Source organism: Phenylobacterium sp. LjRoot219, from assembly GCF_964252995.1.
Classification (GTDB): Bacteria; Pseudomonadota; Alphaproteobacteria; order Caulobacterales; family Caulobacteraceae; genus Phenylobacterium.
Genome location: NZ_CAXUQI020000002.1, coordinates 1,269,748 through 1,292,696 on the forward strand (window position 1 = coordinate 1,269,748; position 22,949 = coordinate 1,292,696).

Annotated in this window: 25 protein-coding genes; 10 read left to right on the top strand and 15 right to left on the bottom strand. The window is 66.6% G+C overall.

The features are described from left to right. Entirely contained in the window at positions 1-636 is a 636-nt protein-coding gene (locus ACSQ14_RS23875; protein WP_436017225.1) for a DUF1190 domain-containing protein, read from the top strand. Between the two features lie 402 nt (positions 637-1,038). On the opposite strand, the gene ACSQ14_RS23880 is transcribed toward ACSQ14_RS23875, so the two are convergent. Both ACSQ14_RS23880 and ACSQ14_RS23885 read right to left on the bottom strand, forming a co-directional pair. Next, complete coding sequence (locus ACSQ14_RS23880) at positions 1,039-2,415, bottom strand: sensor histidine kinase (RefSeq protein ID WP_436017227.1); 1,377 nt, start codon at positions 2,413-2,415, stop codon at positions 1,039-1,041. 350 nt (positions 2,416-2,765) lie between these two features. Next, positions 2,766-2,918, bottom strand: a complete 153-nt coding sequence (locus ACSQ14_RS23885; protein ID WP_436017229.1) for a hypothetical protein — start codon at positions 2,916-2,918, stop codon at positions 2,766-2,768. A gap of 173 nt (positions 2,919-3,091) precedes the next feature. On the opposite strand from ACSQ14_RS23885, the gene ACSQ14_RS23890 reads away from it, so the two are divergent. After that, a complete protein-coding gene (locus ACSQ14_RS23890) occupies positions 3,092-3,736 on the top strand; it encodes a 3'-5' exonuclease (RefSeq protein ID WP_436017231.1) in 645 nt (214 codons plus the stop codon). Between the two features lie 144 nt (positions 3,737-3,880). Next, positions 3,881-4,420, top strand: coding sequence for a DUF1003 domain-containing protein (locus ACSQ14_RS23895; RefSeq protein WP_436017233.1), 540 nt, complete (start codon positions 3,881-3,883; stop codon positions 4,418-4,420). Positions 4,421-4,466: 46 nt separating this feature from the next. Here ACSQ14_RS23895 and ACSQ14_RS23900 read toward each other — a convergent pair whose 3' ends face one another. Both ACSQ14_RS23900 and ACSQ14_RS23905 read right to left on the bottom strand, forming a co-directional pair. Continuing rightward, positions 4,467-5,618 carry a sensor histidine kinase gene (locus tag ACSQ14_RS23900; RefSeq protein ID WP_436017235.1) on the bottom strand — a complete coding sequence of 384 codons (1,152 nt, stop codon included), beginning with the start codon at positions 5,616-5,618 and terminating at the stop codon, positions 4,467-4,469. 109 nt (positions 5,619-5,727) lie between these two features. Beyond that, complete coding sequence (locus ACSQ14_RS23905; protein ID WP_436017237.1) at positions 5,728-6,135, bottom strand: hypothetical protein; 408 nt, start codon at positions 6,133-6,135, stop codon at positions 5,728-5,730. A 468-nt stretch (positions 6,136-6,603) separates the two neighbouring features. On the opposite strand from ACSQ14_RS23905, the gene ACSQ14_RS23910 reads away from it, so the two are divergent. Next, positions 6,604-7,233, top strand: a complete 630-nt coding sequence (locus ACSQ14_RS23910; RefSeq protein ID WP_436017608.1) for an Hsp20/alpha crystallin family protein — start codon at positions 6,604-6,606, stop codon at positions 7,231-7,233. A 114-nt stretch (positions 7,234-7,347) separates the two neighbouring features. Here the strand turns inward: ACSQ14_RS23910 and ACSQ14_RS23915 are convergent, their stop codons facing one another. Continuing rightward, the gene (locus ACSQ14_RS23915) at positions 7,348-8,223 is read right to left on the bottom strand and encodes a Ku protein (RefSeq protein WP_436017239.1); all 876 of its coding nucleotides are present in this window, start codon (positions 8,221-8,223) and stop codon (positions 7,348-7,350) included. A gap of 352 nt (positions 8,224-8,575) precedes the next feature. On the opposite strand from ACSQ14_RS23915, the gene ACSQ14_RS23920 reads away from it, so the two are divergent. Both ACSQ14_RS23920 and ACSQ14_RS23925 read left to right on the top strand, forming a co-directional pair. Next, entirely contained in the window at positions 8,576-9,466 is an 891-nt protein-coding gene (locus ACSQ14_RS23920) for an alpha/beta fold hydrolase (RefSeq protein ID WP_436017241.1), read from the top strand. Between the two features lie 175 nt (positions 9,467-9,641). After that, positions 9,642-10,337, top strand: coding sequence for a phasin family protein (locus tag ACSQ14_RS23925; protein WP_436017243.1), 696 nt, complete (start codon positions 9,642-9,644; stop codon positions 10,335-10,337). A gap of 627 nt (positions 10,338-10,964) precedes the next feature. Here ACSQ14_RS23925 and ACSQ14_RS23930 read toward each other — a convergent pair. The 6 genes from ACSQ14_RS23930 to ACSQ14_RS23955 all read right to left on the bottom strand — a co-directional run bounded on the left by ACSQ14_RS23930 (position 10,965) and on the right by ACSQ14_RS23955 (position 16,261). Then, on the bottom strand, positions 10,965-12,692 hold the full coding sequence (locus ACSQ14_RS23930) for an SDR family oxidoreductase (RefSeq protein ID WP_436017245.1): 1,728 nt from the start codon (positions 12,690-12,692) through the stop codon (positions 10,965-10,967). A 204-nt stretch (positions 12,693-12,896) separates the two neighbouring features. Continuing rightward, positions 12,897-13,655, bottom strand: coding sequence for a DUF2243 domain-containing protein (locus tag ACSQ14_RS23935; protein ID WP_436017246.1), 759 nt, complete (start codon positions 13,653-13,655; stop codon positions 12,897-12,899). Positions 13,656-13,665: 10 nt separating this feature from the next. Beyond that, entirely contained in the window at positions 13,666-14,262 is a 597-nt protein-coding gene (locus tag ACSQ14_RS23940) for a hemerythrin domain-containing protein (protein ID WP_436017248.1), read from the bottom strand. 143 nt (positions 14,263-14,405) lie between these two features. Further along, positions 14,406-15,245 (bottom strand): DUF3618 domain-containing protein, encoded by an 840-nt coding sequence (locus ACSQ14_RS23945; RefSeq protein ID WP_436017250.1) that lies wholly within the window; start codon positions 15,243-15,245, stop codon positions 14,406-14,408. Continuing rightward, the gene (locus ACSQ14_RS23950) at positions 15,242-15,631 is read right to left on the bottom strand and encodes a phage holin family protein (protein WP_436017252.1); all 390 of its coding nucleotides are present in this window, start codon (positions 15,629-15,631) and stop codon (positions 15,242-15,244) included. Before ACSQ14_RS23950 ends, ACSQ14_RS23945 begins: the two co-directional genes overlap by 4 nt. Before the next feature lie 3 nt (positions 15,632-15,634). After that, complete coding sequence (locus ACSQ14_RS23955; RefSeq protein WP_436017254.1) at positions 15,635-16,261, bottom strand: hypothetical protein; 627 nt, start codon at positions 16,259-16,261, stop codon at positions 15,635-15,637. A 247-nt stretch (positions 16,262-16,508) separates the two neighbouring features. On the opposite strand from ACSQ14_RS23955, the gene ACSQ14_RS23960 reads away from it, so the two are divergent. The 4 genes from ACSQ14_RS23960 to ACSQ14_RS23975 all read left to right on the top strand — a co-directional run bounded on the left by ACSQ14_RS23960 (position 16,509) and on the right by ACSQ14_RS23975 (position 19,399). Then, positions 16,509-16,940, top strand: a complete 432-nt coding sequence (locus ACSQ14_RS23960; RefSeq protein WP_436017256.1) for a hypothetical protein — start codon at positions 16,509-16,511, stop codon at positions 16,938-16,940. Between the two features lie 23 nt (positions 16,941-16,963). Next, positions 16,964-17,719, top strand: a complete 756-nt coding sequence (locus ACSQ14_RS23965) for a hypothetical protein (protein WP_436017258.1) — start codon at positions 16,964-16,966, stop codon at positions 17,717-17,719. 219 nt (positions 17,720-17,938) lie between these two features. Further along, a complete protein-coding gene (locus ACSQ14_RS23970) occupies positions 17,939-18,328 on the top strand; it encodes a hypothetical protein (RefSeq protein WP_436017260.1) in 390 nt (129 codons plus the stop codon). Positions 18,329-18,973: 645 nt separating this feature from the next. After that, positions 18,974-19,399, top strand: a complete 426-nt coding sequence (locus tag ACSQ14_RS23975; RefSeq protein WP_436017262.1) for a CBS domain-containing protein — start codon at positions 18,974-18,976, stop codon at positions 19,397-19,399. Positions 19,400-19,711: 312 nt separating this feature from the next. Here the strand turns inward: ACSQ14_RS23975 and ACSQ14_RS23980 are convergent, their stop codons facing one another. The 4 genes from ACSQ14_RS23980 to ACSQ14_RS23995 form a co-directional block, all read right to left on the bottom strand. After that, entirely contained in the window at positions 19,712-21,601 is a 1,890-nt protein-coding gene (locus ACSQ14_RS23980; protein WP_436017264.1) for an HWE histidine kinase domain-containing protein, read from the bottom strand. Between the two features lie 16 nt (positions 21,602-21,617). Then, positions 21,618-21,917, bottom strand: coding sequence for a hypothetical protein (locus ACSQ14_RS23985; RefSeq protein ID WP_436017266.1), 300 nt, complete (start codon positions 21,915-21,917; stop codon positions 21,618-21,620). 170 nt (positions 21,918-22,087) lie between these two features. After that, positions 22,088-22,600 carry a GNAT family N-acetyltransferase gene (locus ACSQ14_RS23990; RefSeq protein WP_436017269.1) on the bottom strand — a complete coding sequence of 171 codons (513 nt, stop codon included), beginning with the start codon at positions 22,598-22,600 and terminating at the stop codon, positions 22,088-22,090. Further along, on the bottom strand, positions 22,600-22,860 hold the full coding sequence (locus ACSQ14_RS23995) for a DUF1778 domain-containing protein (RefSeq protein ID WP_436017271.1): 261 nt from the start codon (positions 22,858-22,860) through the stop codon (positions 22,600-22,602). The genes ACSQ14_RS23990 and ACSQ14_RS23995 overlap by 1 nt, the downstream gene beginning before the upstream one ends. Positions 22,861-22,949 lie beyond the last annotated feature (89 nt).

Here is a 22,949-nt window from a genome sequence, read left to right on the forward strand (position 1 = left end):
ATGAGCCAGAAGCGGAAAAGGTCGGGTTCGCTGAAGCTGACCACGATGCTGGCGGGCGCCGCCAGCTTCACCTTGGTCGCCTGCGGCGACGATATCGGATCTTCGACCCAGTGGGATCAGTCCTCCATCGCACAGGGGGAGAAGGTCGAAGCCTTCGGCTACGCCAATGTGGACGATTGCAAGCGATCGGACAAAGTGCCGGACGCTGAGTGCGATGCGGCCTGGGCTGCGGCGCAGAAGGACAACGCCGTGAGCGCCCCGCGCTATGCAGAGCAGTCAACCTGCGAGGACCTCTACGGCGCAGGCAATTGCGTGCCGCGCAGCAGCGGCGGGGCCAATTTCTTCACGCCACTGCTCGCCGGCTTCGTAATCGGCCAGATGATGGACAACTTTGGTCGGCCGTACTACCGCGGCACTGGGCTCTACCGAGAAGGGGAACGGTATGGCGGCGGGTACTCCAGCGGCTGGGGCGGCTCGCTCGGTCGCGACTATCGCACGGGCCGCACTGTCATCGCCCGCCAGGGCATCGAGCCGCCCGACACCATTCGTCAGGCGCCGCCGAAGGTGCAGACGCGAACGGCCGTCGTGTCCCGGGGCGGCTTCGGAGGCGGCCGCGGTTTCGGAATGGGCGGGTGACTTCCGGAAAGCTGTCTGGATGAGATTGGCGCAAGCCCCGATCGGCCCCGGCCGGCGACTGGTGCAGCGCGCCCAGATCGGCGCGCTCGAACTTCCGCATCGGGGTCGATTGTGTTGAAAAAGTCGGCCGCGCGATCTTGGCGGGGCATGGTCATGCTTCAAGCTAGACCTAGGGGGTGTGATCGACTCCCGCAGATCGCGCCAGGGCAAGATAATTGCCGAAATTGCGGGTCGAATTTCTGCTGACCGACTTTTTCAACACAATCGGGTCGAAAACGGAAGTTGGCTGGGCGCCCGAGACCAGGCGGCTGCAAGTAAACAAGGCGAGCGCTGAGCCGGATAGCGGAGCTATGCGGCGGCAGGATTGGCGGCGCCGCCGCAACCTCGATGAGGCTTGCGCCGTCATCCCACCACTGGCGCACGTATCCTGCAGACTAGCCCATCTGGCGCATAGATCAGCTCCGCCGCTTGTCCGAGTTCGCCAGCCAGCCCCCGGCCAAGTAGCCGCGAGCCGAAGCCTTCCTGATCGGGCGCCGTCACCGCGGGCCCCTTACTCTCGCGCCATGCCAAGGCGACGGTCCTGCCGGCCTTTGTCCAGCTCAACTTGACCTGACCCGTGGGCGTCGACAGAGCCCCGTAATTGCGCGCGTTGGTCGCCAACTCATGCAGCGCCATTGATAGGGCAATGGCGACGTTGGGCGCGACCCGCACCCCCGGGCCCTCGATCGTCATTTGTCCGGCTTCGGCGAGCGGCTTAACGGACGCAATGGCGATGTCAGCGAGGTCCGCGCCATCCCAACTCTCGCGACTTAACACGTCGTGCGCCGCTGCGAGCGCCTGTAGCCGATCAGTCAGCAGGTGCTCCATCTCCTTCGCCCCGCCACCCTTGCGCAAGGTCTGGCGGATCATCGATTGCACTGTCGTGAGAGCGTTCTTCACCCGATGGTTCAGCTCGTCGACAAGAAGCTTCTGTCGCCGCTCGGCTTCACGCCTATCGGTCACGTCGGTGGCCATGCCGACATAGCCGCGAAACGCTCCGGAATTGTCGAAACGCGGCCGTCCGTAGAGCTCTAATATTCGCGAGGCGCCGTCCGCGTGGCGGAACCGCCCTTCGTAGTTGAAGGCGCTGTGGCTCGCCCATGCCTCCGCCCTAGCCTTGAGCAGGGACGGCCTGTCATTCGGGTCGATGGCCTTCAGCCAGCCGTCGGCGAGCAGCGCCTCGCGCGATCTTCCGAGTACCTCGGCCATAGCTGGATTGATGAACTCCAGCTCCCCATCGGGTCGGGTCAACCAGGCCGCCGCCGGGGTGCCATCCGCCAACTCTCGGTACTTGGCCTCACTCTCGGCCAACTGCATCTCAGCGGCGCGGATCTCGGTGATGTCGCGCCACACAGCGCCTATCCCGCCGTCCAGGGGAAAGACCTGGAGGTGGAGTAGCCGCTCCTTGCCGTGCTGCGGGTAGGAAACTTCGGCCTGCGCCGCAGCCTGGGTCTCCGCCACCCGCCGGACCAACGCGCCCAACGGACTGTCCATCCCAGCGGCGAACACGTCGCACAGCTTCTGTCCCGGCAGGTCCTCGCGCCTACGGTTGAGGAAACCCGCTATGACATTGTTGCAGTCGGTGATCCGCCAATCAGCATCGAGACCGAGGAAGCCGTCGGTAAGCCCCTCGACAATCTGACGCGCACGATCCGCCCCCAACCGTCCCATTGAATCGCCACCATGGTGTCGTCCTTTGATCGCCAACGCGTCGCGAAATCTCCCGTTGCGTTTTTCCAATGGCGACCAGATCCACGGGGCCCACGAAAACGGCCTCGCACCAGCAAGGTCCGAGGCCGTATCAGCTGGCCCGCCGCCAGTTCGGATGTCCGCCGCTTCGTAGACGAGAGCGACCTGATCGTCGGCTTCAACATGCGCGTTGCTAGCGCCCTTTGGCCGAGGGCCCGGATCACCATTGCAACAGCTTTTCCGATGGCGGTGATGACGAGCGCAATCGCCGCGGCGAAGGCGGCGATCTGAGAAGCATCAAGATCCATGCAGTTACCTCCGGACGTTGAAGCGGCCGGGGACACGCATCTGGTTCGGCGCGGAGCGCAAGGGTCTCGCCGCAGCTCAGCCGAGATCCACTCTCACTTGGCGCGGAGCCTCAGCCGGGTCCACAGGGCCTGGTCGTCGTCGCTTTGAATCTGCGACCAGACGTGGTGCAGCACGAGGCTCGACGTGGACGACACGGAACGCAGGCGCTTGAGGCTCTCGCGGCGTCGCTGGAAAGCAGCGGCCACTACCGTGTCCTCCGCAAGCTGGAGCCTCGGCCTCAGGCGGACGCCCCTCCAGAGGTGAAGCTGCGCCAAGGCTTGTTCGTCGATGTGGAGACGACGGGCCTGGATCCGGCCCGCTGCGAGATCATTGAGCTGGCCATGGTCAGGTCTTCGGCGTCGGGGAGCCCTTTAATCAGTTGCGGCACCCCTCGCACCCCATTCCGCCGGAGGTGACCGCCATTACCGGCCTCACGGACGAGATGGTCGCCGGCAAGCACATCGATCCGGCGGATGTCGCGGCGTTCGCGGCCCCCGCCGCACTCGTGGTTGCGCACAACGCGGCCTTCGACCGCCGCGTTCTCGAGCGCTTCTGCGAGGTGTTCACCACCAAGCCCTGGGCCTGTTCGATGAGCCAGGTGAACTGGGCGGAGGAGGGATTCGAAGGGGTGAAGCTGGCCTATCTGGCCGCCGGCGCCGGCGCCGGGTTCTTCTACGACAAGCATCGGGCGGTACACGACTGCTTGGCGGGCGTGAAGCTCCTTGCGCGCGTGCTCCCGCGGAGCGGGCGTCGCGCGTTAGCGGGCCTTCTCGCGCAGGCGCGAAAGCCCAGCTGGCGCATCTGGGCCGAGAACTCGCCTTTTGACCTCAAGGACACGCTGAAGACCCGAGGCTATCGTTGGAACGGCGACGGCGGCGGCGGGCCGCGCGCCTGGTATGTCGACGTGGATGAAGCGGAGCGGGAGGCGGAACTCGCCTTCTCCAAGGCTGAGATCTACCGAGACGAGATCGACTTGCTCGTGCGCAGGATCGACGCGCACGATCGTTTCTCCGAATGCTGCTGAGGCGCGCCCCACGCTATGGCGCGAGCGCCGGCCAGAGCGTTCGGCCGGGGCGGCGGGGCAGTCCGGGTCCATGTAACGTCAGCTGGCGTTGAGCCGCACGGCCTCGAGCGCGTTCTGGGTTTTCGGCACGTGCGAGGTGCTCCCTTGGATGAGCAGCTTCCTGAGACCCCGACGGTTCCGCCGCCGCAGCCGGAGGGCCTGAATTCGGCGCTCGCCCGCAACATCCACGCCCTGCGCGAGCGGCACCGTCAGGAGGAGCAGTCCGCGAGCCTGCAGGAAAAGCTGGCGCAGGCCGTGACGGCCTTCACCGGCAGCATGACGTTCGTTTACGTCCACCTGGCCGTGGTGATCGTCTGGATCACTGTGAACCTCGGCTGGATTCCCGGCGCACCGCGGTTCGACCCCACGTTCGTGATCCTGGCGACGGCCGCCTCGGTGGAGGCGATCTTTCTGTCCACGTTCGTGCTCATCAGCCAGAACCGCGCGGCGAAGGCCGCCGATCGTCGGGCCGACCTCGATCTCCAGATCAATCTGCTCGCCGAGCATGAGGTTACGCGACTCATCTCCCTCGCCTCAGCGATCGCCGAAAAGCTCGGCGTGGTGGAGAGCCGCGGTCCCGAGCTCGAAGAGCTTGAGCGGGACATCGCGCCCGAGGCGGTGCTGGACACGCTTGAGAAGGAGTGAGCGGGCGCGTCGACCAAGGCGAAGCCCCAGCGGCGGAAGCGGGCCCTCAACTGAGCACGGCCGTGCGCGGCACCTGGATGGTGAGGCGCGCGCCTTCATGCCCTTCCCAGTGCGCCGTCGCGCCGAGCTGCCCAAGCAGGCCATTGATCAGGCGCATGCCGGTCCCACCATTCGGCGTCTCCGCGAAACCCTTGCCGTCGTCCCAAAGCGTCAGGATCGGCGCGCGATCCTCGCCGGCAACCAGCTTGATCCCGACCGTCCCGCGCCCGGCCTCGAAGGCGTACTTCATGCTGTTGGTCACGAACTCATTGACGATCATCCCCAGCGCCACCGCCGTCTCGGGCGTGACGCACACCCCCTGAAGTTCAGTCCGCAGGTTGATGTTGATCGCCGCGTCGGAATGGGATTTCAGCAGAGCGCCGCTCAGTTCGGCGAGGTAGGGGGCCAGATCCACCCTTTGCAGCTCACCGGCGGCGTAGAGTTTGTCGTGCACAAGCCGCAGCGTCTCGATCCGATCGGCGATGGCTTCGAGTTCGGCCTTGGCTTCGGCTGATGCGGTGCGGCGGCGCTGGGTGCTCACGAGCGCGGTGATCATCTGCAGATTGTTCTTCACCCGGTGTTGCAGCTCCCGCAGTAGCCGCTCCTTTTCAACGACGAGCTCCCTGAGCTCCTGCATTGTCTGGAAACGGTCGACGGCCGCGGCGAGCAGGTTCGCGTAGGTCTCAAGGAACGCGATGTCGTCTCGCGTGAACCGCCGCGGTTCGCGGCTGTCCACCTCCAGGATGCCGTAGGGCGGCTTGCCCTCGGCCCCAATGATGATGGCGTTCACCATCGCCTTGACGCCGTTGTCCTTCAGGAAGGCCGGATAGGCGAAGCGCGTCTCAGTATTGATGTCGGCCGAAATGACCGGCTCGTTGGTGTCGAGGGCGAAACCTTCCGAAGTGCTGTCGGCTCGGACTCTGGCGCGACCAACGACGCCGGGCCGCCAGCCGACCCCGGCACGCACCAGCAGGGTGCGGCCGTCGGGTTGCAGCTCCATGACTTTCGCCAGGGCCGTGCCCAGCGTGTTGCTGACGAGACGGCAAGCTTCCGTGAGGATCTCATCGAGATCGTCGGACCTGAGGGCGAGGGCGCCGAAGCCGGCCAGCGCGCGCTGCTGTTCCAGAAGAGTCTGCCGGTTTGATGATACTGCGGCCATTGTGCTCCGGACCTCACGCGATCGGTGACACGGACAACGTGCGAAAACGGTCGCAAGGTCGCATCAGCGCCGGAGACCAAAATCGGCGCCCGCCGCCTTGCAACGCGCCCTAGGGCGCTTCCGCCAGGGCCGCTGCGCCGACGTTGTCGTTGGCGCCGCGCTGCGCCGTAGCCTGACTCAGAAACTTCGCCGCCAAGGTCCCGTCTCTGAGGCGCAGTTCGATTTCGCTTGGCACGCCAGCACGGGCGAGGCGATCGGCCAATTTGCGCGCCGCGCGTTCGGCTTCCCGGCCGCTACGAAAGATCATGTCATTGGCGATGCCGTCGATGGTGACTCTCCAGCCATGACAGGGCTGTACGGCGATCCGCCGCATGAACTTCGGTCCCATGCGTTCGAGTGCTGAAATGTAGGGGGGCGGCGTCGCCGTCGGCGCCTCGGGATGCGCGCGATCGGCCGCTCCTTGCTCCGGCCATTCGGCCAGGCGCGTCAGCGCGTCTTGAACATCGGCCAGGCGCACAGGCTCCGGCGTGCCGAGGAGCCAACGTAAGTCTGGCTGCCCGTGCACAGCTGAGGCGTCAGAAGCCCATGAGGACAGGACAGCACGCTTTTCAAGCGGTTTGCCCGCCGATGACCAGCCTGCGTCACCGGGCTTCAAAGCCGGGCAGGGGGCCCAACGGGCTGCGGCTGGCGTCGTGCCTCGGGAGGCGGAGCCCGTTCTGGAACCGTAAGGCGTAATGGATATTTCTCATCGCGGAACCGGGTTCGGCAGCGGCCAGCCCTCGCCGTTCGCCATCCCGGGCGCGCATACACGAGGAGGCAAACGATGGTTCGCAATGCGCTTTCACCGTTTGGCGGCTCGTATGGACGAGATCCATTCTTCTCGCTTCAGCGAGAGATGAACCGCCTGTTTGATGACGCCTTCCGGGGCCTCGGCGGAGCGACGGGATCCGCGCAGCAGCAGCCCGGCGGTATCCTTGAGGCCCGGATGAATGTTTCCGAGACCGACGGGGAGCTGCGGATCAGCGCCGAACTGCCCGGCGTCGACGAAAAGCACGTCGAGCTCACCTTGGACGGCGATATGCTGACGATCCGCGGAGAGAAGAAGTTCGAACAGGAGCATGGCGGCGAAGAGGAGCGCTACCACTACGTTGAGCGCGCCTACGGCTCGTTCCAGCGATCTGTTCAGATCCCGTATTCCGTAAAGTCGGAGGACGTCAGGGCCGAGTTCCACAACGGCGTGCTCACCCTGACGCTGCCCAAGAGTGAACAGCAGCAACGCACCCGCAAAATCCCGATCGGCGCGGGCGCTCCACGCCACAGCAGATCGCCGGCGGCGGGACGGAAGGCGCGGTCCAGGACGAACCGACGCCTGACCGCGGCCAGTCGGGTGTCGACGACCAGCCCACCGCCCATTAGCGATGACCACCCCCCGGGCTTTTCCCCCGGGGGGCCCGCGCTTTGCTCGCGCCCTGCCGCTTGTCGTCCTAGAATCCGGGCGCCGGGACGTCTTGAGGCTGTGGCGCTGCAGGGGCCCCGTTGCCTTGGACGGTTGTCGTACCGCTTGGCATCGGCGCGTTGGGGTTTCCGGCGAAGAACGTCGCAAGCCACAAGGTGAGCGCAAGCGCGGCGAAGACGACGCTGAACCAGAATAGCCGCACCGCCCACGGGGACGCCTCGGTCGTCCAGAAACCACCCAGGCGCGGGGTCGGTCGGTGGGCGGGATCGCGGATCATCCGGCCCCCCGGGTGGCGCTTTTTCGTTGCGATCTCGGGCTGATTTTTGGAGCGCGGCTTGTCGCGACGGCCGCTCGCTGCACCTTTGCTCGCCGAGGCTTCGGGTCGAGGCTCGCCTTCAGCGCGGCCATGAGGTCGAGGACTTGGCCTTCACTGACGCCGACAGCGGAGCGGGCCGGGGCCTGGGTTTGACGCTTTGACTCGATGAGCTCGCGCAGAGCCTGGGTGTAGGCGTCCACGAACTCGGCTGGGTCAAACGGACCCGCATGCTGCTCGATGATCTGGCGCGCGATCGTCAGCATCGCCGGGTCCACCTTCGCGTCAGGGATGCGATCGAACACCTCCGCGGCGGACCTCACTTCATCGCGGGTGCGGAGCGTATGGGCGACGATCCCGTTGCCCTGCGGCTCGAGGGCGATCAGGCGTTCGCGGCTGGAGATGACCACCCGGCCAAGGGCGACCTGGCCGGCGCCGCGCATCGCCTCACGAATGACCGAGAAGGCCTCCAAGGCGAGGTCGCCGTCGGGGGCGAGATAATAGGGCGTGTCCCAGAAGAGGCGGTTGATGTCGGCCGCGGGCACGAACCGTTCGATGACGATGGTTCCAGCGCTCTCCGGCTTGATGCTCCGGAGCTCGTCGTCCGTCAGGGTGACGTAGAGTCCCTTGTCGATCGCGTAGCCTTTGACCAGCGCACTCCGCTCGACCGGCCCTGTGTCAGGGTCGACGGTCTGCATCCGGATGCGGTTCCCGGTCGCGGGGTTGATCATGTTGAGGCGGACGTCGTCGCCGGCGGAAACGCCGGCATGGAGCGCGACAGGACAGGTAACGAGCGAGAGCTTGAGGTGGCCTTGCCAGGCCGGGCGGCTGACCATTCTTGGCACCAAGGCAGGGCGCGAGCGTTTTGCCGCGCGGGAAGCTCGATGTAGGCGCGCTCGGTTGTTCACAAGCGCGGCTGGCAAAAAGCTCCGTCCCGTATGGCGACAGTCGCCGCCACGAACTCGCAGAGGCCCTGTGGTTTGATCAACCCGCTGAGGTCTTTCTGGGCGCAAGACCGCGGCCTATGTCATTGATCTTTGACCAGGCCCGGCGGCAACGCGGCTTTCTGCTGGATCTCATCGGGCTTGGCCCCGAGGAGACGCCCTACAGGATCATCGCAAGTCGACCCGGATGCGACTTCGTGAGTATGCCTCCGAAGCGGCCAGGACTTCGCAGCGACCTCCTGGCGTGCTGATTATCCCCGCCCCCTTCAAGCGTTGCTACATCTGGGACATGGCGCCTGAGGTCAGCGTTGTCCGACGCTGCCTGGAGCGGGGCTTTCGGGTGTTCCTCCTCGAATGGCTCGATCCCCGACCCGGCGAGGATCTGGGGTTGGACGATTTCGCCGACAGCCTTCCCCTGGCGGCCGTGCAGGAAGCGGCGTCCGCAATGGATGGCGGACCGATCACGCTCGCCGGGCACTCGCTCGGCGGGACGTTGGCTGCGATCTTCGCCACACTGCATCCAGAGCAGATCCTGGAATTGTGGCTCATCGATGCGCCGCTCGTCTTCGGATCGGAGACCGGCGATCGCCTGGCGCAAATCCTTCGATCACTAGACCCTGATTGGCTGGCCGCGGTCGGGGACCCCGTGGCCGGCAGCTTTATCAGCGCCGTTACGGCGGCGGCCTTGCCTGACGAGTTTCTCTGGCGCCCTTGCCTGGATTTTCTCGCGAGCAGCTGGGACCCGCGGCTCCGGAGGCTCCACGCCCAGGTTCATCGCTGGACGCTTGACGAATTCCCGCTCCCGAAACGGCTCTTTCTCTCGCTCGCGAACCAGCTTTACAGGGAAGATCGCTTTCGGGAGGGCTCGTTGCGGATCGGCCACCGGACGGCGGCGCTTAGCGAGCTGCGAACTCCGGTCGTGGCCATCCTCAACGCGGCCAGCGCCGTCGTGCCCCCCGCCTCCATTTCCGAAGGGCTGCGCGTGGCGCGGCACGCCCCGACCAGCACCGTCACCTATGAAGGCGATGCGGCCTGCGGCATCCAGCATCTCGGGCCCCTCGTCGCGCCATGGGCCCACGCGTGCATTTGGCCGCACGTGCTGCAGCAAGCCCGAAGGGAGAGAGACCGGACGTGAGCTGGCGCGCCGCTGCCCTGCAACCGGAGCCGCGTGCGGGCTCGCCCCCACAGGCTAACAATTGAGAATTTGGGGAACGGAGATTCCGGGGGCTCGTTGACGCCCGGGCTGCCCGCTGCGCCCACCCGACCAGGCCATCGACACGCCCACGCGTTCAGTAAGGAGCCTTGTTCACATGGCGGACGATCCCCGAATTCCAGAGAACACGCCCGGTTCGAACGACGGGCACGACGCTGTCCACGCCAAAGCTGCGCTCTTCGCAAGCACGTCAGCCGACACGGTCGCCCAGCAGGTGCTCGAGAGTGACCACGCAACGGAGGCGGCGGCCGGCGCTGTCGCCGAGCGAGCGACCGGAACCATAAGTGCGGCTGAGACCCTGGCCGACAAGACGGTCGCGGCCAGCCGCGCGGCGGTGGAGGCGAACACCGAGATCCTGCGCGACCAGGTCGAAGCTGCTCAACAGGCCACCCAGGTTGGACTTGAGGCCGGGATGCGCAGCATCGAAGGCCTGACCCGAAAGGTGAAGGGTGTCTTCGCCGAGGCAAAGCCGAATCCGGACCTGGCCGAGCAGTCGGCGAGGAACATCCAGGAGGTTTCCCAGGCCTGCACCGCGCTCGCCAAGGGCGCGCAGGAGGCCTCTCGGGCGTGGCTGAGCCTGACGCAGCAGACCGTACGAACCAACTTGGAGGCGATGGCCGGTCTGGCCAGGTGCCGGTCGGTTCAGGACCTGATCACGCTGGAGTCCAGCCTGTTCCGCGACAACCTGCAGCTGGCGGTCGAAAGCGCTGAGGTCATCGCGCGCGCGCAGACCGACGCCATTCATGAGGCGGCGCTGGTGTTTCAGCAGCCGCCCGTTCAGCCTCGCGCATGAGATCGACCGTGCGCGGCCGGCGAGCACCTTCACGCGCATGGCCGCACTCTCTTTGCTTCGCGGCGGCGGTGCGAATTTGATCTTGGGGCTGAGGACGACAGGAAGGTGTTGCATCGCCAGCCGGCGAAGCCGATCACCCATGGGCGGGAGGTGTTCTGCTCTGGAGGGATGACTTGCGGCTGAGGGATTGGCTGACGCCAAGAGATTGCTGCGCACCTTCGACAGTGCGCCCGATCCCCGGCGGCAAGCCCGGTCCGTTTACGCCGCCTTGGCTCGGGTGGAGGACTGGTCACCGCGGCAGCGTGAGGAAATAAAGGCTTTCGGAGCCTGGCTGCACGGCCTTCCGCCCCTCGGTGTGATCCGACCTCGATGCCAGCGGCTAATCCGACAGTTGCTAAGCGGATCCTGACGCAATCGGATATTGCACCACAGGTTGGCCATTGAGCCCACCGAGGTCAGGTTAGTAACAACACGGCTTCTGACTGGGAGCCTCACATTTCGCAACTCCGGGGGGTTGGAGCCGACAAGCGCCCGGCTCGCCAGGTTGGGCAGGCGGCGCTTCTGGGGGCGCCGAGTCGCGCGGGTTTCGAGGCGCCGGAGCCGTTCTCCCCGCCAGCCGGTGATATCCTAGCGGCGCCGTTGCGCGAGCTTAATCACCGTCAGGCCGATGGCCACGACGCCCAGGCCGCCGGCCACTGCGGCGCTAAGCACGCGGCCTGAGGGCAGCCGCTTGGACTGCAGCCATCCGCCGCTCGCGGCGCGGCCTGCTGCAGACGGGATCAGCACGGCGCCGCTCGTCGGCGGGGCGGGTTTCGCCTGCGATAGGCTGGCGCGGATTGCGGCGTTGATCCCGCGCTCGGTCAGCTGCGGGGCGACTGCGTACGCGATCTTGCCGGCGGCCGCCGGCCAACCCACCGGCGTCTCGGCGCGGGGCCTGCGGGCGACGCTGACGAAGGTCTCGGCGACGTCCTCCGGTCGATAAAGCAAGGGCCCTGGATCGAGCGAGCGGCCGGAGGTGTTGGCGCCGTGGGCAAAGCCCGGGGTGTCAATCATCGCCGGGAAGACGCCGCAGACATGGATGCGGCGATGATCCGAAAGTTCCTGCCGCAGGCTCGCAGTGAAGCCGCGGAGTCCGAACTTGCTGGCCGTGTAGGCGGCGGCGAAAGGCGTTGGCGACCAGGCCCCGATCGAGATGTTGTTGATCAGAGTGCCGAAGCCTTGCCGGACGAACCGCGGCGTGACGGCCGCGGCGCCGTGCATCGCCCCCAGTAGATTTACTTCGATCGTGCGCCGATGCAGCGCGACGTCGGTCTCGTGGAAGCGGCCGAACACGCCGACGCCGGCGTTGTTGATCCAGATGTCGATGCGACTGAACCTAGCCTCGGACGCCTGCGCCAGCTGCTCAACGGCCGCGCAATCGGTGACGTCCGTCGGGACGGCCAGGGCGTCGGCGCCTAGCGCCCGGCATTCCGCGGCGAGGTCCTGAAGCAGGTCGGCGCGACGCGCGGCCAGCACGAGGTTGGCGCCTCGGCGGGCGAACGCCAGCGCTGCGGCCCGGCCAATGCCGCTGGAGGCGCCGGTGACCACCACGGTGCGGCCAGCGAACTCGCCGCTTTCGGCTCGCGACAGCAACCAATCCAAAGCCTCCCGGAGCCTCGCGCCACCGTCCGCCTCGAACCAACGTCCGTGGGCGAAAATCACGCGCTCGGGGTCGAAGGCGAGGAGGCGCGCCACCGGCGCGAGGAGCTGCGGACGATTGGCGTGCAACAACAGACGAAGGTAGATCGGAGCCTTGCCCCGGGAGGCCGCCACGCCGAGAAGGCGCGCCCGCCCACGCTGGCGGGCCGGCAAGCGCTCGGGCTCGACATCGACGATCAGGTCCGTCAGCACCAGCGTTCGGCTCGCCCGGTGGAAGAACTCGACTTCGGCGAACGGCCCGGCGCGGACGACCACCTGTTCGATCTGCCCAGCCCAAGCCTCAGGTGGCGTGTCGCTGAGCTCCTGGTCGATGGTCACGCCGGACGCGCGCACTTGGCGCCGCCGCTTGAGGCCCGGCGCGGCCCAGACGATCGCTTCGGGATAGGCCTGGCGCCACGCTTGCAGAAACATCCAGTGGCCGAAGCTGGGCGCGATCAGGTGGCGCACGCGTCCGAGCTCGTCGAGCGCTGCGGCGAGACCGGCGTCAAAGGCCGTGGGCGAGTGCAGCAGAAGTTCGCCGCCCGCGAGCCGGATGACCGTCATGCGAAGGGGCAGCGTCAGTCCGGCCCGATGGATCGCTGGCGCGTCGACGATCCACACATCGTCCGCCACAGGCTTCGGCGTGTTCAGGGGTGGCGTGCTGATTTCCAGGGCCATGGCCGGCGTCGCTCCTCGGCTCGGCGCACGAACGCGGCGGATGGGAAGGCGTTCACTCGGCTCCAGGCCGAGTGCGTCTCCAGGTGCATAGAAGATCTGTGAAGCCCGGGCCCTTTGGTGCTCGGGCGAGCGGCGCGGGACGCGGCCTATCCAATCTCCGGTCGCCGCCTATGGACGTCGTACACCGCCGTATGGTTGCGACTGCTAGGCGCGGGTCCAGACGAGACACCCCGCCCCGCCGCCCAATCCGCTCACCAACACCGCGCCGTAACGGAAGAAGATCCAGCGCCGCTCTCGCGGCGCCACGACGACCGCGACGCCTTGCGCGGGGTCCAGCCAGACGAGGCGGGCGTCGGTGGCGGCGAGGGCGGAGACCATGCCGGCTGGCTGGACGTCGGCTCTGAACAGGACGGTGGTGAAGCGCTGATCCTTCGGCGGCGTGAGTGTCCAGGCGCCTGCGCCCAGGGCGAGCAAGGTGGCGGCCCAAATACCCAGGCGCGGGCTCGCGCCTGTGCGCACGGCCGTAGGTCGCCGAAGGAGCGCGGCGCCAAGTAACAATGGGAGCAGCCCGAAGAGGCCGAGCCAGAGCAGATCCCAGAGCAGCGGACGCTCGCTGTCGATCCGGATGCGGTGGATCCCAAGGATCCAGTGGGACAGCACGGCGTCGACCACATGCCAGGAGCCGAAGCCGATGGCCGCGGCGCCGGCGGGTCGGCTCAGCCTGGTTTGCTCGCCACCGGAATAGGCGCGCCACAAGCCGGCCAGTCCGACGAACGCGACAAGATACATCAGCGCATGGAAGTAACCGTCCCACAGCACCTGTCGCCGGAGGTCGCCCGCACCGCTTACCAGGCTCAGCAGGTGGTGCCACTGCAGGATCTGGTGCAGCAGTATGCCGTCAAAGAAGCCGCCGAAGGCGAAGCCCAGCACCACGCCGCCGCGGATCCAGCCCGACCTCCACATGGCGACATCCCTAGGCGGGCGGCTGATCCATGCCATCGTCGCGCGCGAACGACCGCCGCTCGGCCGATGCAGAACGACTCGCCTCGCCGACATACCGCTCGAACTCTTCAAGGAAGCGGACCGTCAGGAAGGCCTGGTCGTCGTATTTGTTCTTAAGCTCGAGGAACCAGGTCCCTTCCTCCTCATAGACGTGATGCAGCACGGCGCCGCGGATGTGCTCGAGCTTGTCGAGCCATTCCTTGGTCGCTGGGTCGATGCGTTCGAGCTCCGCCATCTGCATCTTCGCGGTCGTCTGTTCGGAATAGGCTAGACCGGCGTGCGCCTTCTCGCCCGCCTTCGCCATGGCGGGGTAGAGTACGACCTCCTCGGCCAGCGAATGACCGTTGAGCACCAGCGCCAGCTGCTTCATAGCCTGAGTGCGGGCGCCGGCGCCGGTGGCGGAGCGGCATGCCTCGAAGGCCATGCGGATCTGGTCGTGATGGTCCAGCGCGTGAGCGAGCCAGTCGCCTGAACCTGCTGCGGCCCGGGCCTTGCGCGTGGCCTCCGCGCGCTTCTCCTCGCTTTCAGGTGGGGTGACTGCGGCCAAGGCCTTATCAATGATCGACATTTTTTGAGATCTCCAAGAGGGTTTGCGCCGCCAAACGATCCGCGGGCGGCCTGCGCGGGTGCACCGAGAGACTCCCTGGTTCCGGAGATGACCCGGAGGTGTCCAGTCCGAGGTCGAACACCTCCGGATCGCCGTCGCCGCCGTCAGTGGGGCGGCCCTTGCAGTTGCTCCTGGCCCGCCTCGACGCCGGAGCGGGCCGCGTCTCCAAGCCGCTCCTCGAGGGGGCGCCCATCGTCGCTGGAAAGTTCAGCCTTCACGGCGCCATAGGTGGCCTGAGCCGCCACGCCGGCCTTCTCCATGCCGGCCTGGGCGAGTTCCTTGCCCCGCTCCAGCATGCGGTCACGCGTCTCGCCCATCATCTGGCTTTCGGTGCGGGTAGCCGGCAACGCAGCCCCGATGGCGGCCCCGACCACCAGGCCGAGGCCGGCGATCAGCAGCGGCTCGCTCTCCAAGGCATCAAGGAAGGTGCGTTGCGCCTCGCGGCCCGCCTGGCTCGCCTTATCGCGGGTGGAGGCGGCCATAGAGCTCAAACCCTCGCCCGCGTGGGCGGCTGCAGACCGCGCGCCGGCGACGCGGTCCTGCACCCCGGCGATCATGTCGTGAGCCTTCTCACCCGCCACGTGCGCCTTGTCCCGCAACTCCGCACCGACACCGGCGCTCCCGTGCGAGCTCGCCTCTTCGAAGGGCGTCGCGCTGAAGCTGCGCGGCTCGCCGATGTACCCTGAGGCATGCCCTGCGGCGGCGCGGTTGTTGCTCATCATCAGCCAGGCAAGCCCAAGGCCCATGACGGCGAGGGGCATTGGATTGGCCTTGGCCTGCTCGGCGAACCTTGCGCCCACCTGCTGGCCTGTCCCGCCCATCATCCGTGCGGCTTCGTCGAACAGCTGGCCTGGGGTCATCTTCTGCTTCAGGGCTTCCACATTGCGGTCGAGGTCGTCGCGCGAGGCTTCGACTTCCGCTTCGACCTCAGCTGAGGTTCTCATCGGACCTGCTCCTTCATGAGTTGGGCGTCTTTCCGGATCTGGCGGGCGGCGCGGTCAGGCGCGAGCGCTGAGGGCTGCACCTTCTTGGCGGCGCCTCGCAGCAGGGTGTAGCCGACGAGGCCGGCGACGACGCCGACCAGGAGCGCGGCCCAGGCGGGATCCATGACGTGGCTGAGCGCGAGCACGAGCGCCGCCATCAGGCAGAGGAAGCCGCCGAGCAGCAGGGCCGCGCCGATGCTCATCGACACGCCCGCCCGCGCCGCCTCGGAGATCTTTTCGGACACCTCCGTGCGAACGAGCTCGGACTCCTTGCGCACGAGGGTCGCGAGATCCCCGGTCATCGCAGATATGATTTCAGGGATTGATCGGCTGTCGGTTTCAGACACGGCTCAGCCTCCCGAACCTGGACGGCCGCGGTCCCCGAAGGTGTCGGAAGGGGCTTCCCCTGCGGCCGCGGTCGTGGGATCGGCGAACTCCCCTGGATCGAGCATCGGATCATAGACGTCGGGCCCCAAGGTGCTGTCAGCGGCCGAGAAGGTCGCCGGCGCACGCGCCTGGATGCTGCTCGCCATAGGCTCAATGCTGCTTTCGGTCGATGAGCTCGAACTCTTCAGGAACCGGCCTATGGCGATGCCCGCCAGAACAGAGCCCGCGATGAAAGCTGTGGGGTTGCGCCTGCCGAAGTCGCGCACCGCGTCCAAGAGCTCTTCGGGCCGCTTGTCGGACACCGAGCGGGCGAGGCCCTCGAGCCCATCGGCGGCTTGCCGCACCAGTCGCGTGGCCATCGACGGGTCAGTCGAGTCGAGCTCGTCGCCCGCCTTTCGGATCGCATTGGCGAATTCACCGAGCGTCTGCGTTGCAGACTGCTTCTGCTGCTCAAGCTTATCGACGACCTTTTCCCGAGCCTCGCCGGCAAAAGTCGCCGCCTCGTGCTTCACGGTCTCAGCGGCGGTGGCCGCCATCTCCTTTGTCGACCGGGGGCCTCCCGGCGCTTCACTGGCCTCCATATTGCTCATGGCAGATCTCCTCCGTGCCACCGGTTCCGTCCACAGGGCTTGCATTCGCCTGCAGCGCCGGCGCGCGGATAATCGGCATTAAGCTCCGGAAGTTCCGAGGTTTTATCGCTTTCAGAGACCCGGGGTCTCATCCCCGCAGCGAGCCCGTAGGAGCCGGAAGCGGCGCCGGCGGCTGTTTAAGCGTCACGTGTGGAACGGAAGGAGCTGCTGGGCGCTTTTTGCGGTCTTTGGGCGGGAGAACCTGATCATGCGAACGAACAATGCGGCCTTGCTTGCAAGCATGGTGATGGCGGTAGGGGCCCTTGGAGCCTGCTCCAAGCCAGCCTCGGAAACTGCGTCCAACGCGGAAGCTTCCATAAGCGACGCTGGAGCCGCCGGCGCCAACGCCACGGCCAGCGCCGCGGGCGGTATGGCCGATGCGGGAGGAGCCGTGTCCCCGCCCAGCTCGGCCCAGAACGACCCCGTCAATACGGAGACGAACAAGACCGAAGCGGCCCAGACGCCCGGTTCCACTTCGTTCACCGAGGGGCAGGCCAAAGGGCACATCGAGAACGCCGGTTACACGGATGTCTCCGCCCTGACCAAGACCCCCGACGGGTTCTGGACGGGCGCCGCCAAGAAGAACGGAAAGTCGGTGCAGGTTTCCGTCGATTACAAGGGTGCAGTCTCGGCGAAATAACGTAGGATAAGGATATAATTACCATGACGCGAACGATTACTCGGCTGTTCGACAGCCACACCGAAGCATTGCGCGCGGTGGATGACCTTGAGCGCGCGGGTGTGGATCATGAACGCATCAGCCTGGTCTCCAACAACACGGACAACTGGCACAAAGGCCACCGCCACGCGGCCTCCACGAAGGGACCGCTCGGCGACCGCAACCGGGACGGGGAGAACGACACCGCTGAAGGCGCGGCGAAGGGGGCCACGACGGGCGGACTCCTCGGCGGAGCAGCTGGCCTGCTGGCCGGCCTAGGGATGCTGGCGATCCCCGGCCTGGGCCCTGTCGTCGCCGCGGGCTGGCTCGCCTCGACGGCGCTTGGCGCAGCTGCCGGCGCGGCGGCCGGGGGCGCTGCGGGCGGGCTGCTTGGCGCTCTCAAGGAAGCCGGCCATTCCGACGAGGAAGCGCACGTCTACTCGGAAGGTGTCCGGCGGGGCGGGACCTTAGTGAGTGTGAAGGCCGACGACCGTGAAACCAGTCGGATCGAGGCTCTCCTGGATCAGCAACGCGGCGTCGACGCGCGGGTCCGGGGGGCAGCCTACCGGACGGAAGGTTGGTCGCGTTTCGATCCGGACGCCCAGCCCTACAGTCTCGACCAGATCGCGGCCGAGCGCCGGCGATACGGCGAGAGCCGCTCTTTCGCGACCGATGAAGGCTCCGGATACATTGACGACGACGACAATCGGCCGGACCGGCCGACGAGCGGCGGCGCGACCTCTCCTAGGTCCCATCCCTAGGCCCGTCAGAGAACAGTCCACTCCCGCCGCTTCAGCGACGGGGGTGGACCTCCTCTCAGTCCCCAGTTCATCGGCCCCGCGGGGATCACCGCGTCGTAAATCGCCTTTGTCGGCCGCAGCCAGGGGGACGGCCAACGCAACATCGCCTCACGAAGCATTGCGGGAACCCTACGCCACCGGTTGGGCGTTGTGGTCAGCGCTGGAGCTGGAGAGGAGCCCATGCGCAAAGGCCACGCCCCCGTGATCACCATGACGCAAACTGCCGCTTGGCGAAGGCGCCACCCCGAGGCCGTGCCCCTTGAGCAGATCGCCGCCATCGACTTCGAACCGGCGACGGAGGTGGCCGCGGTCACGGCGGCGAGCTTCGCGCAGGCTCTAGAACAATATGCGACCGCCGCGGCGACGGCGGCAGCGCTCGTCGGCATGAGCAAGGCGGAAATGGTCGGGCTCGCGCGCCGCGCGAAGGCCAGGGGTGATAACAGCGACGAACAGCTCGCGCTGATGATGGAGGACGCCCGCGTCGCCCTTCAGGCCGCTGTTGACCTCTTGGTCGCCGCATCTGCGCGGCTGAAAGTAGCGCAGGCGGTCGTGACGGTGGTGAGTGAATAGCCGGAGGGTTCGCGGGCGGGCGCCCGTTCGCCCCGGGGTGACGACCTTGGCCGCCCGGGCCTGCGATCCGCCACCCGATCTCCTCATCCAAGCCGGCAGTCTGCCGGAGCGCTGACCTTCCTGGTTCCGAGAATGTGGCCACGACGGTTCGGGGTACAGCGGTGACTCCGCTACGCGTTCCTGGAGCCGGCCGAACCTCGGCTACTGCTGCTCAGACGTTGCCGGCGGCACGGATCCTTCGAACGGCCGTGAAGCTAGTGGTCCTTGTCCACTTGCCTATGCATGGCGTCGGACTGGCCGTCGGAGGCGTTCTCTACCGCGTCAGCCTTGCGATTGTGCGCTGTCTCCTCGGCCTCGTGGCTCGTGGCGGCGGCTTGCCGTTCGAGTGCGTCCGCCTGGCGTTCGCCTGCCGCAACAGCGAAGCAGCTGCTGCAGCCGGCCTCAAGACGGGTCGGCGCCGCGAAGTTCCACTTTCGGGAGGTGTTCCGAGTTCCGGTTCTGGCGCAGCTCGGTCGGCCCCTGACGCGAATTGATCTCCCGACGCGCGATGTCGGCAAGGACTACCTCGAGGGCGGAGGATTCGGGAACGGCTCCGCCGTTTGGGGGTTCTTCACCGCCGATAAAGTCAGGAATGGAGCCTCTACCATGCAGGTCAGCGAAGTGATGACCGCCCAGGTGACGACGGCGACGCCGCGCACCACCATCAAGGACGTCGCCCGCACCATGGCCGAGGTCGAGAGCGGCGCCGTGCCGATCGTCGACGACGGCAAGGTAGTTGGTCTGGTCACTGACCGTGACATCGTCCTGCGCGTGGTCGCCGAGGGGAAGGGCCTTGAAACCCCGGTTTCCGAGGTGATGACCGAGGGCGTAGAAACTTGCCGCGAGGACGACAACGTCGCCGACGCCACCGGCAAGATGAGCTCGAAGCAGATTCGCCGCTTGGTCGTGCTGAGCGAAAGTGGAAAGCTTGCGGGCATACTGTCCCTTGGTGACGTCGCCATCGACTACGGCGCCAAGGCCGTCGGCAAAACGCTGTGCGAAATCTCCGAGAACACGCCGGCGGCGCACTAAGGGGCGCGCCGCTAAGCAGTCGCGAAGCCAACTTCTCGGTTCGGGCGGCAGCGCCTAGGATTCGGGGCCGTCTGGCGAAGCCGAGCGCACTTCCTCCACGCCATCCTCATCAGAATGCTCTCTTGGAGCATTCTGATGAACTCCTCGGCCTCTTCAGGCGCCAGGTCGGCGATGCGGATAACTCGCCGGGGATCGGGAAGGCGCCCAGTGGCTCACCCTCCGACCGGTGGGGTGCCCCCTCCAGTGGCTATCGCGGATCAGGGGACGTTCGGAATTGCCGCAAGGGGTGGATCTCCGACCTGCGCCCGCACCTCATTTGGCCTCAACCGCCGCAGGCGCGCGATGTTCGTCTTCAAGTGGGCACCGGATTTGGCAGTGGACCCCCTCCGGTGCGAACGTGAGTGTGACCTCCCCGTGCAGTTCGTGGGCCAGGCCGCGCTGAAGCAGGCGCGTGCCGAAGCCGGTGTGAGTGGGCGTTGTCACCGGCGGGCCGCCTCGCTCGATCCAACGCAAGTTCAGCTCACCGGCGATGGAGCTCCAGCGAATAGTCACCCGCCCTCCCACAGCCGACAGGGCGCCATATTTCGCTGCGTTGGTGGCGAGTTCGTGCAGCGCGAAACTCAGCGCTAAGGCGCGCGGGGCTGAGAGCCAGATGGGCGGACCAGACAGGCTGATCGCATGAGGCGTCGCCTCAAACGCAGTCATTGCCCTGGCGACCACATCGGAAAGTGGGGCGCCGTGCCAACTTTGCGCGGTCAGGAGGTCGTGGGCGGACGCGAGCGCTACAAGACGAGCTTCGAAAGCGTCCTTCGCGCACTTCAGATCGGGCGCGGAGCGCAAGGTCTGGGCGGCGATAGATTGCACCGTCGCGAGCGTGTTCTTCACCCGGTGATTGAGCTCGTTGATCAGGAGCCGCTGGTGGGCCTCCGCGCGCTTTTGCTCGGTCACGTCGTTGAACACGCCCATCACCCGTGTCGGCCGACCATCTGGCCCCGTCAGGGTGTCGCTCACAGTGGCGATATTCCGCGTTGAGCCGCCCGGTAGGCGGATGCGGAACTCGAATTCGTGGCGCGTTCGGCCCTCGGCTTGCGCGGCGTTGCTTTCCGCCGCGAGGCGGCGATAGTCGTCGGGGTCGATCCGCCGAACGACGTCGTTCACCTCGAGGTCGCCCTCATCTGGGCTGAACCCAAAGATCTCCCGCGCCCTGTCGTCGAGCGTCGCCCGGTTCATGTCCAGGTCCCATTCGAAGGCCCCGAGGCGAGCGATAGCGACAGCCGCGCTTAGCCGACACTCGCTTTCCTCGGCCGCCGCCTGCGCGCGCGCCGGCTCGGTGACGTCGAAGCCCTCGGCGAAGACGCCGACAACGTGCCCCTCCTTATCGGTGATCGGTTCGAAGACGTAGTCCAGGATGTGTTCCTCAAGGACTCCGCGGTCCCGGCTCGGCAGAAGGACCGGGAACGCGCGCGCAACAAAGCGTTCGCCCGTCGCGTAGATCCGGTCGAGCATTTGGACGTAACTTTGGTCGGGTAGATCCGGGAACACCTCACGGATCGGTTTGCCTACCACGTCGCGATCACCGAAAAGGCGCTTGTGGGCTTCGTTCACGAACTCATACACGTGGTCCGGTCCGCTCAACATCGAGATGAAGCCCGGAGCCTGCTCGAAGATGGTGCGTAGGCGGTTCAGCTCTATGGCGGCCCTGCGCTCGGCGAGAACCCGCTCCGTATTCTCCACGCACACAATAAGCGCGCCCGCTGGCTGGCCGGCTTCGTCGCGCACCGGCGAACATTGGCTGCTCATCCAAATCTGTTCCGCCGCCTGGTTCGAGCGGTAGACCGTTAGCTCGATGTCGCGGAACGTGAGGGTCTCGCCCGCCAGAACGGACTTCATCATCTGTACTGCGCGTGGAGCGTAGTCCGGCCACGCGTCGCACATCTTCTGCCCGAGCACCCGCGGGTGCCGTCTGCCGATCAGGGTTGCATAGGCCTCGTTGTAGATGGTGACGCCCTCCTCGCCCCAGAGGACCGCCGTAGGCATGTGCGAGGCGAGGATAAGCGAAACCGCATTCTTTAGACTTGGCGACCAGGTGGTCAGCGGACCAAGCGACGTCGTGGTCCAGTCGAAATTCGCGACGAGCTTGGCCATCCTGCCACCGCCGCGCAGGAACGCCGTCGAATTGGCGAGATCTTCAAGCTCAGCCATCGCGGCGCGAATGGCCTCAGGGCTGCGCGCCAGTCGCCGGCTTAGCTGGGTTCGCTGGGTTCGCGGGTGGGGTCTCCCCCTGCCGGCCTGCCTGCTTCGTATCGCGCTTGCCCTGCCGGCACTCGGGGCGACTGTTTTCGTCGCCCGCCTTGCACGCCTGCTTCACGTCCCTGGACGTCTGGCGTGTGTCTTGGCGGTCGTCTCGCCGATCCATGCCCGGGGTCTGCGCCTGGGCGGTCTTCGGGTAGGAGATGGTCGCAAAGGCGGAGCTGGCGGTGACGACGGCGAGCGCGCCCAGTATCTTCAGCGTTCCCATGACGATGACCCTCTGTCCGGAGGAGGTGTCCTTGTAGCCCTTCCGCGAAGCCGCGCACTCGGGTGGAACCCTGTCGATGGAGCTTGGCCCGTTATTGCGGACGCATAAGAGTCGCTGCGCGGCAACGTCCTAGATGGGTCGCGAGCGCTGGTCGGGTCGCCTCCGGGAAGCTACAGGCGTCCCGCAGCCCTTAGCGAGGCCTCGATATCAGGGAGGGAGCGAAGCAGCAGATACGGATCGGCGGGCGAGGACAGGAAGCCGCGGCGCCTCCAGAATCCAATCGCGTCCTCATCGATCGCCCGTACCAGAAGGGCGCGACCGCCGGTTAGACGCGCGCCGAGCACCGCCCGCTCCAGCGCATGGCCGACGAGAGCCGTACCGACACCACGGCCGGCATAGGCGAGGTCCATCGCGAGCTGCCCTAGTAGAAGGCAGGGGATGGGGTTGGGTGGCTGTCCGGTTCGGATCCTTCTCGGCAGGACCGCGGATTCAACGGCGGTCGGCGAGAGCCCGTAGTAGCCCACGACCCTGTGCGCGTCGTGAATGACGACCACCACGGTGAAGCCGTTCCTCTGGTTGGCCAGGGCGCGGGTCTTGAGCCATGCGTTCAGCGCGGGCTTGCCGCAGTTGAAGCTTGTAAGGTCGTGTTCGGCGGTGAGGACCTCCGGTACGGAGATCGCCACTATTGTTCCCAGGGCGCCCGGCGCTTCAGCAGCTCCACCATCTCGGGCACGGCGCCAGGCGGCGCATCGAGGGCGGCCTTAAACGCTTCGAAGTCGGCGGGGTCCAGCCGCACGACCGACTGCTCCAGCAGAACCTCCTCAGCGGCTCTTACCGCGGCCTCCCGTACGAAGTCGGTCCGCGAGCGGCCGCGCAGATCAGCTGCGCGGTCGATGATCGCCAGGTCCTGTTCCGGCAGACGCATGGAAAGCGGTGTGGCCATCGGACTTCCTCCGGGTCTTAAGGTGGGCGCTTGTAGCGCACTTTGCAATACGCACCGTTCCGGCACGGGGATCGCCCTGGGGAGCTAGG

What these genes read in the sequence shown, in the direction of transcription:
- ACSQ14_RS23875 (WP_436017225.1), top strand. Translation starts at nt 1, where the DNA reads ATGAGCCAGAAGCGGAAAAGGTCGGGTTCGCTGAAGCTGACCACGATG.
- ACSQ14_RS23900 (WP_436017235.1), bottom strand. Translation starts at nt 5,618, where the DNA reads ATGGCCGCAGTATCATCAAACCGGCAGACTCTTCTGGAACAGCAGCGC.
- ACSQ14_RS23910 (WP_436017608.1), top strand. Translation starts at nt 6,604, where the DNA reads ATGAATGTTTCCGAGACCGACGGGGAGCTGCGGATCAGCGCCGAACTG.
- ACSQ14_RS23915 (WP_436017239.1), bottom strand. Translation starts at nt 8,223, where the DNA reads ATGGTCAGCCGCCCGGCCTGGCAAGGCCACCTCAAGCTCTCGCTCGTT.
- ACSQ14_RS23925 (WP_436017243.1), top strand. Translation starts at nt 9,642, where the DNA reads ATGGCGGACGATCCCCGAATTCCAGAGAACACGCCCGGTTCGAACGAC.
- ACSQ14_RS23930 (WP_436017245.1), bottom strand. Translation starts at nt 12,692, where the DNA reads ATGGCCCTGGAAATCAGCACGCCACCCCTGAACACGCCGAAGCCTGTG.
- ACSQ14_RS23935 (WP_436017246.1), bottom strand. Translation starts at nt 13,655, where the DNA reads ATGTGGAGGTCGGGCTGGATCCGCGGCGGCGTGGTGCTGGGCTTCGCC.
- ACSQ14_RS23940 (WP_436017248.1), bottom strand. Translation starts at nt 14,262, where the DNA reads ATGTCGATCATTGATAAGGCCTTGGCCGCAGTCACCCCACCTGAAAGC.
- ACSQ14_RS23945 (WP_436017250.1), bottom strand. Translation starts at nt 15,245, where the DNA reads ATGAGAACCTCAGCTGAGGTCGAAGCGGAAGTCGAAGCCTCGCGCGAC.
- ACSQ14_RS23955 (WP_436017254.1), bottom strand. Translation starts at nt 16,261, where the DNA reads ATGAGCAATATGGAGGCCAGTGAAGCGCCGGGAGGCCCCCGGTCGACA.
- ACSQ14_RS23960 (WP_436017256.1), top strand. Translation starts at nt 16,509, where the DNA reads ATGCGAACGAACAATGCGGCCTTGCTTGCAAGCATGGTGATGGCGGTA.
- ACSQ14_RS23965 (WP_436017258.1), top strand. Translation starts at nt 16,964, where the DNA reads ATGACGCGAACGATTACTCGGCTGTTCGACAGCCACACCGAAGCATTG.
- ACSQ14_RS23970 (WP_436017260.1), top strand. Translation starts at nt 17,939, where the DNA reads ATGCGCAAAGGCCACGCCCCCGTGATCACCATGACGCAAACTGCCGCT.
- ACSQ14_RS23975 (WP_436017262.1), top strand. Translation starts at nt 18,974, where the DNA reads ATGCAGGTCAGCGAAGTGATGACCGCCCAGGTGACGACGGCGACGCCG.
- ACSQ14_RS23980 (WP_436017264.1), bottom strand. Translation starts at nt 21,601, where the DNA reads ATGGCTGAGCTTGAAGATCTCGCCAATTCGACGGCGTTCCTGCGCGGC.
- ACSQ14_RS23985 (WP_436017266.1), bottom strand. Translation starts at nt 21,917, where the DNA reads ATGGGAACGCTGAAGATACTGGGCGCGCTCGCCGTCGTCACCGCCAGC.
- ACSQ14_RS23995 (WP_436017271.1), bottom strand. Translation starts at nt 22,860, where the DNA reads ATGGCCACACCGCTTTCCATGCGTCTGCCGGAACAGGACCTGGCGATC.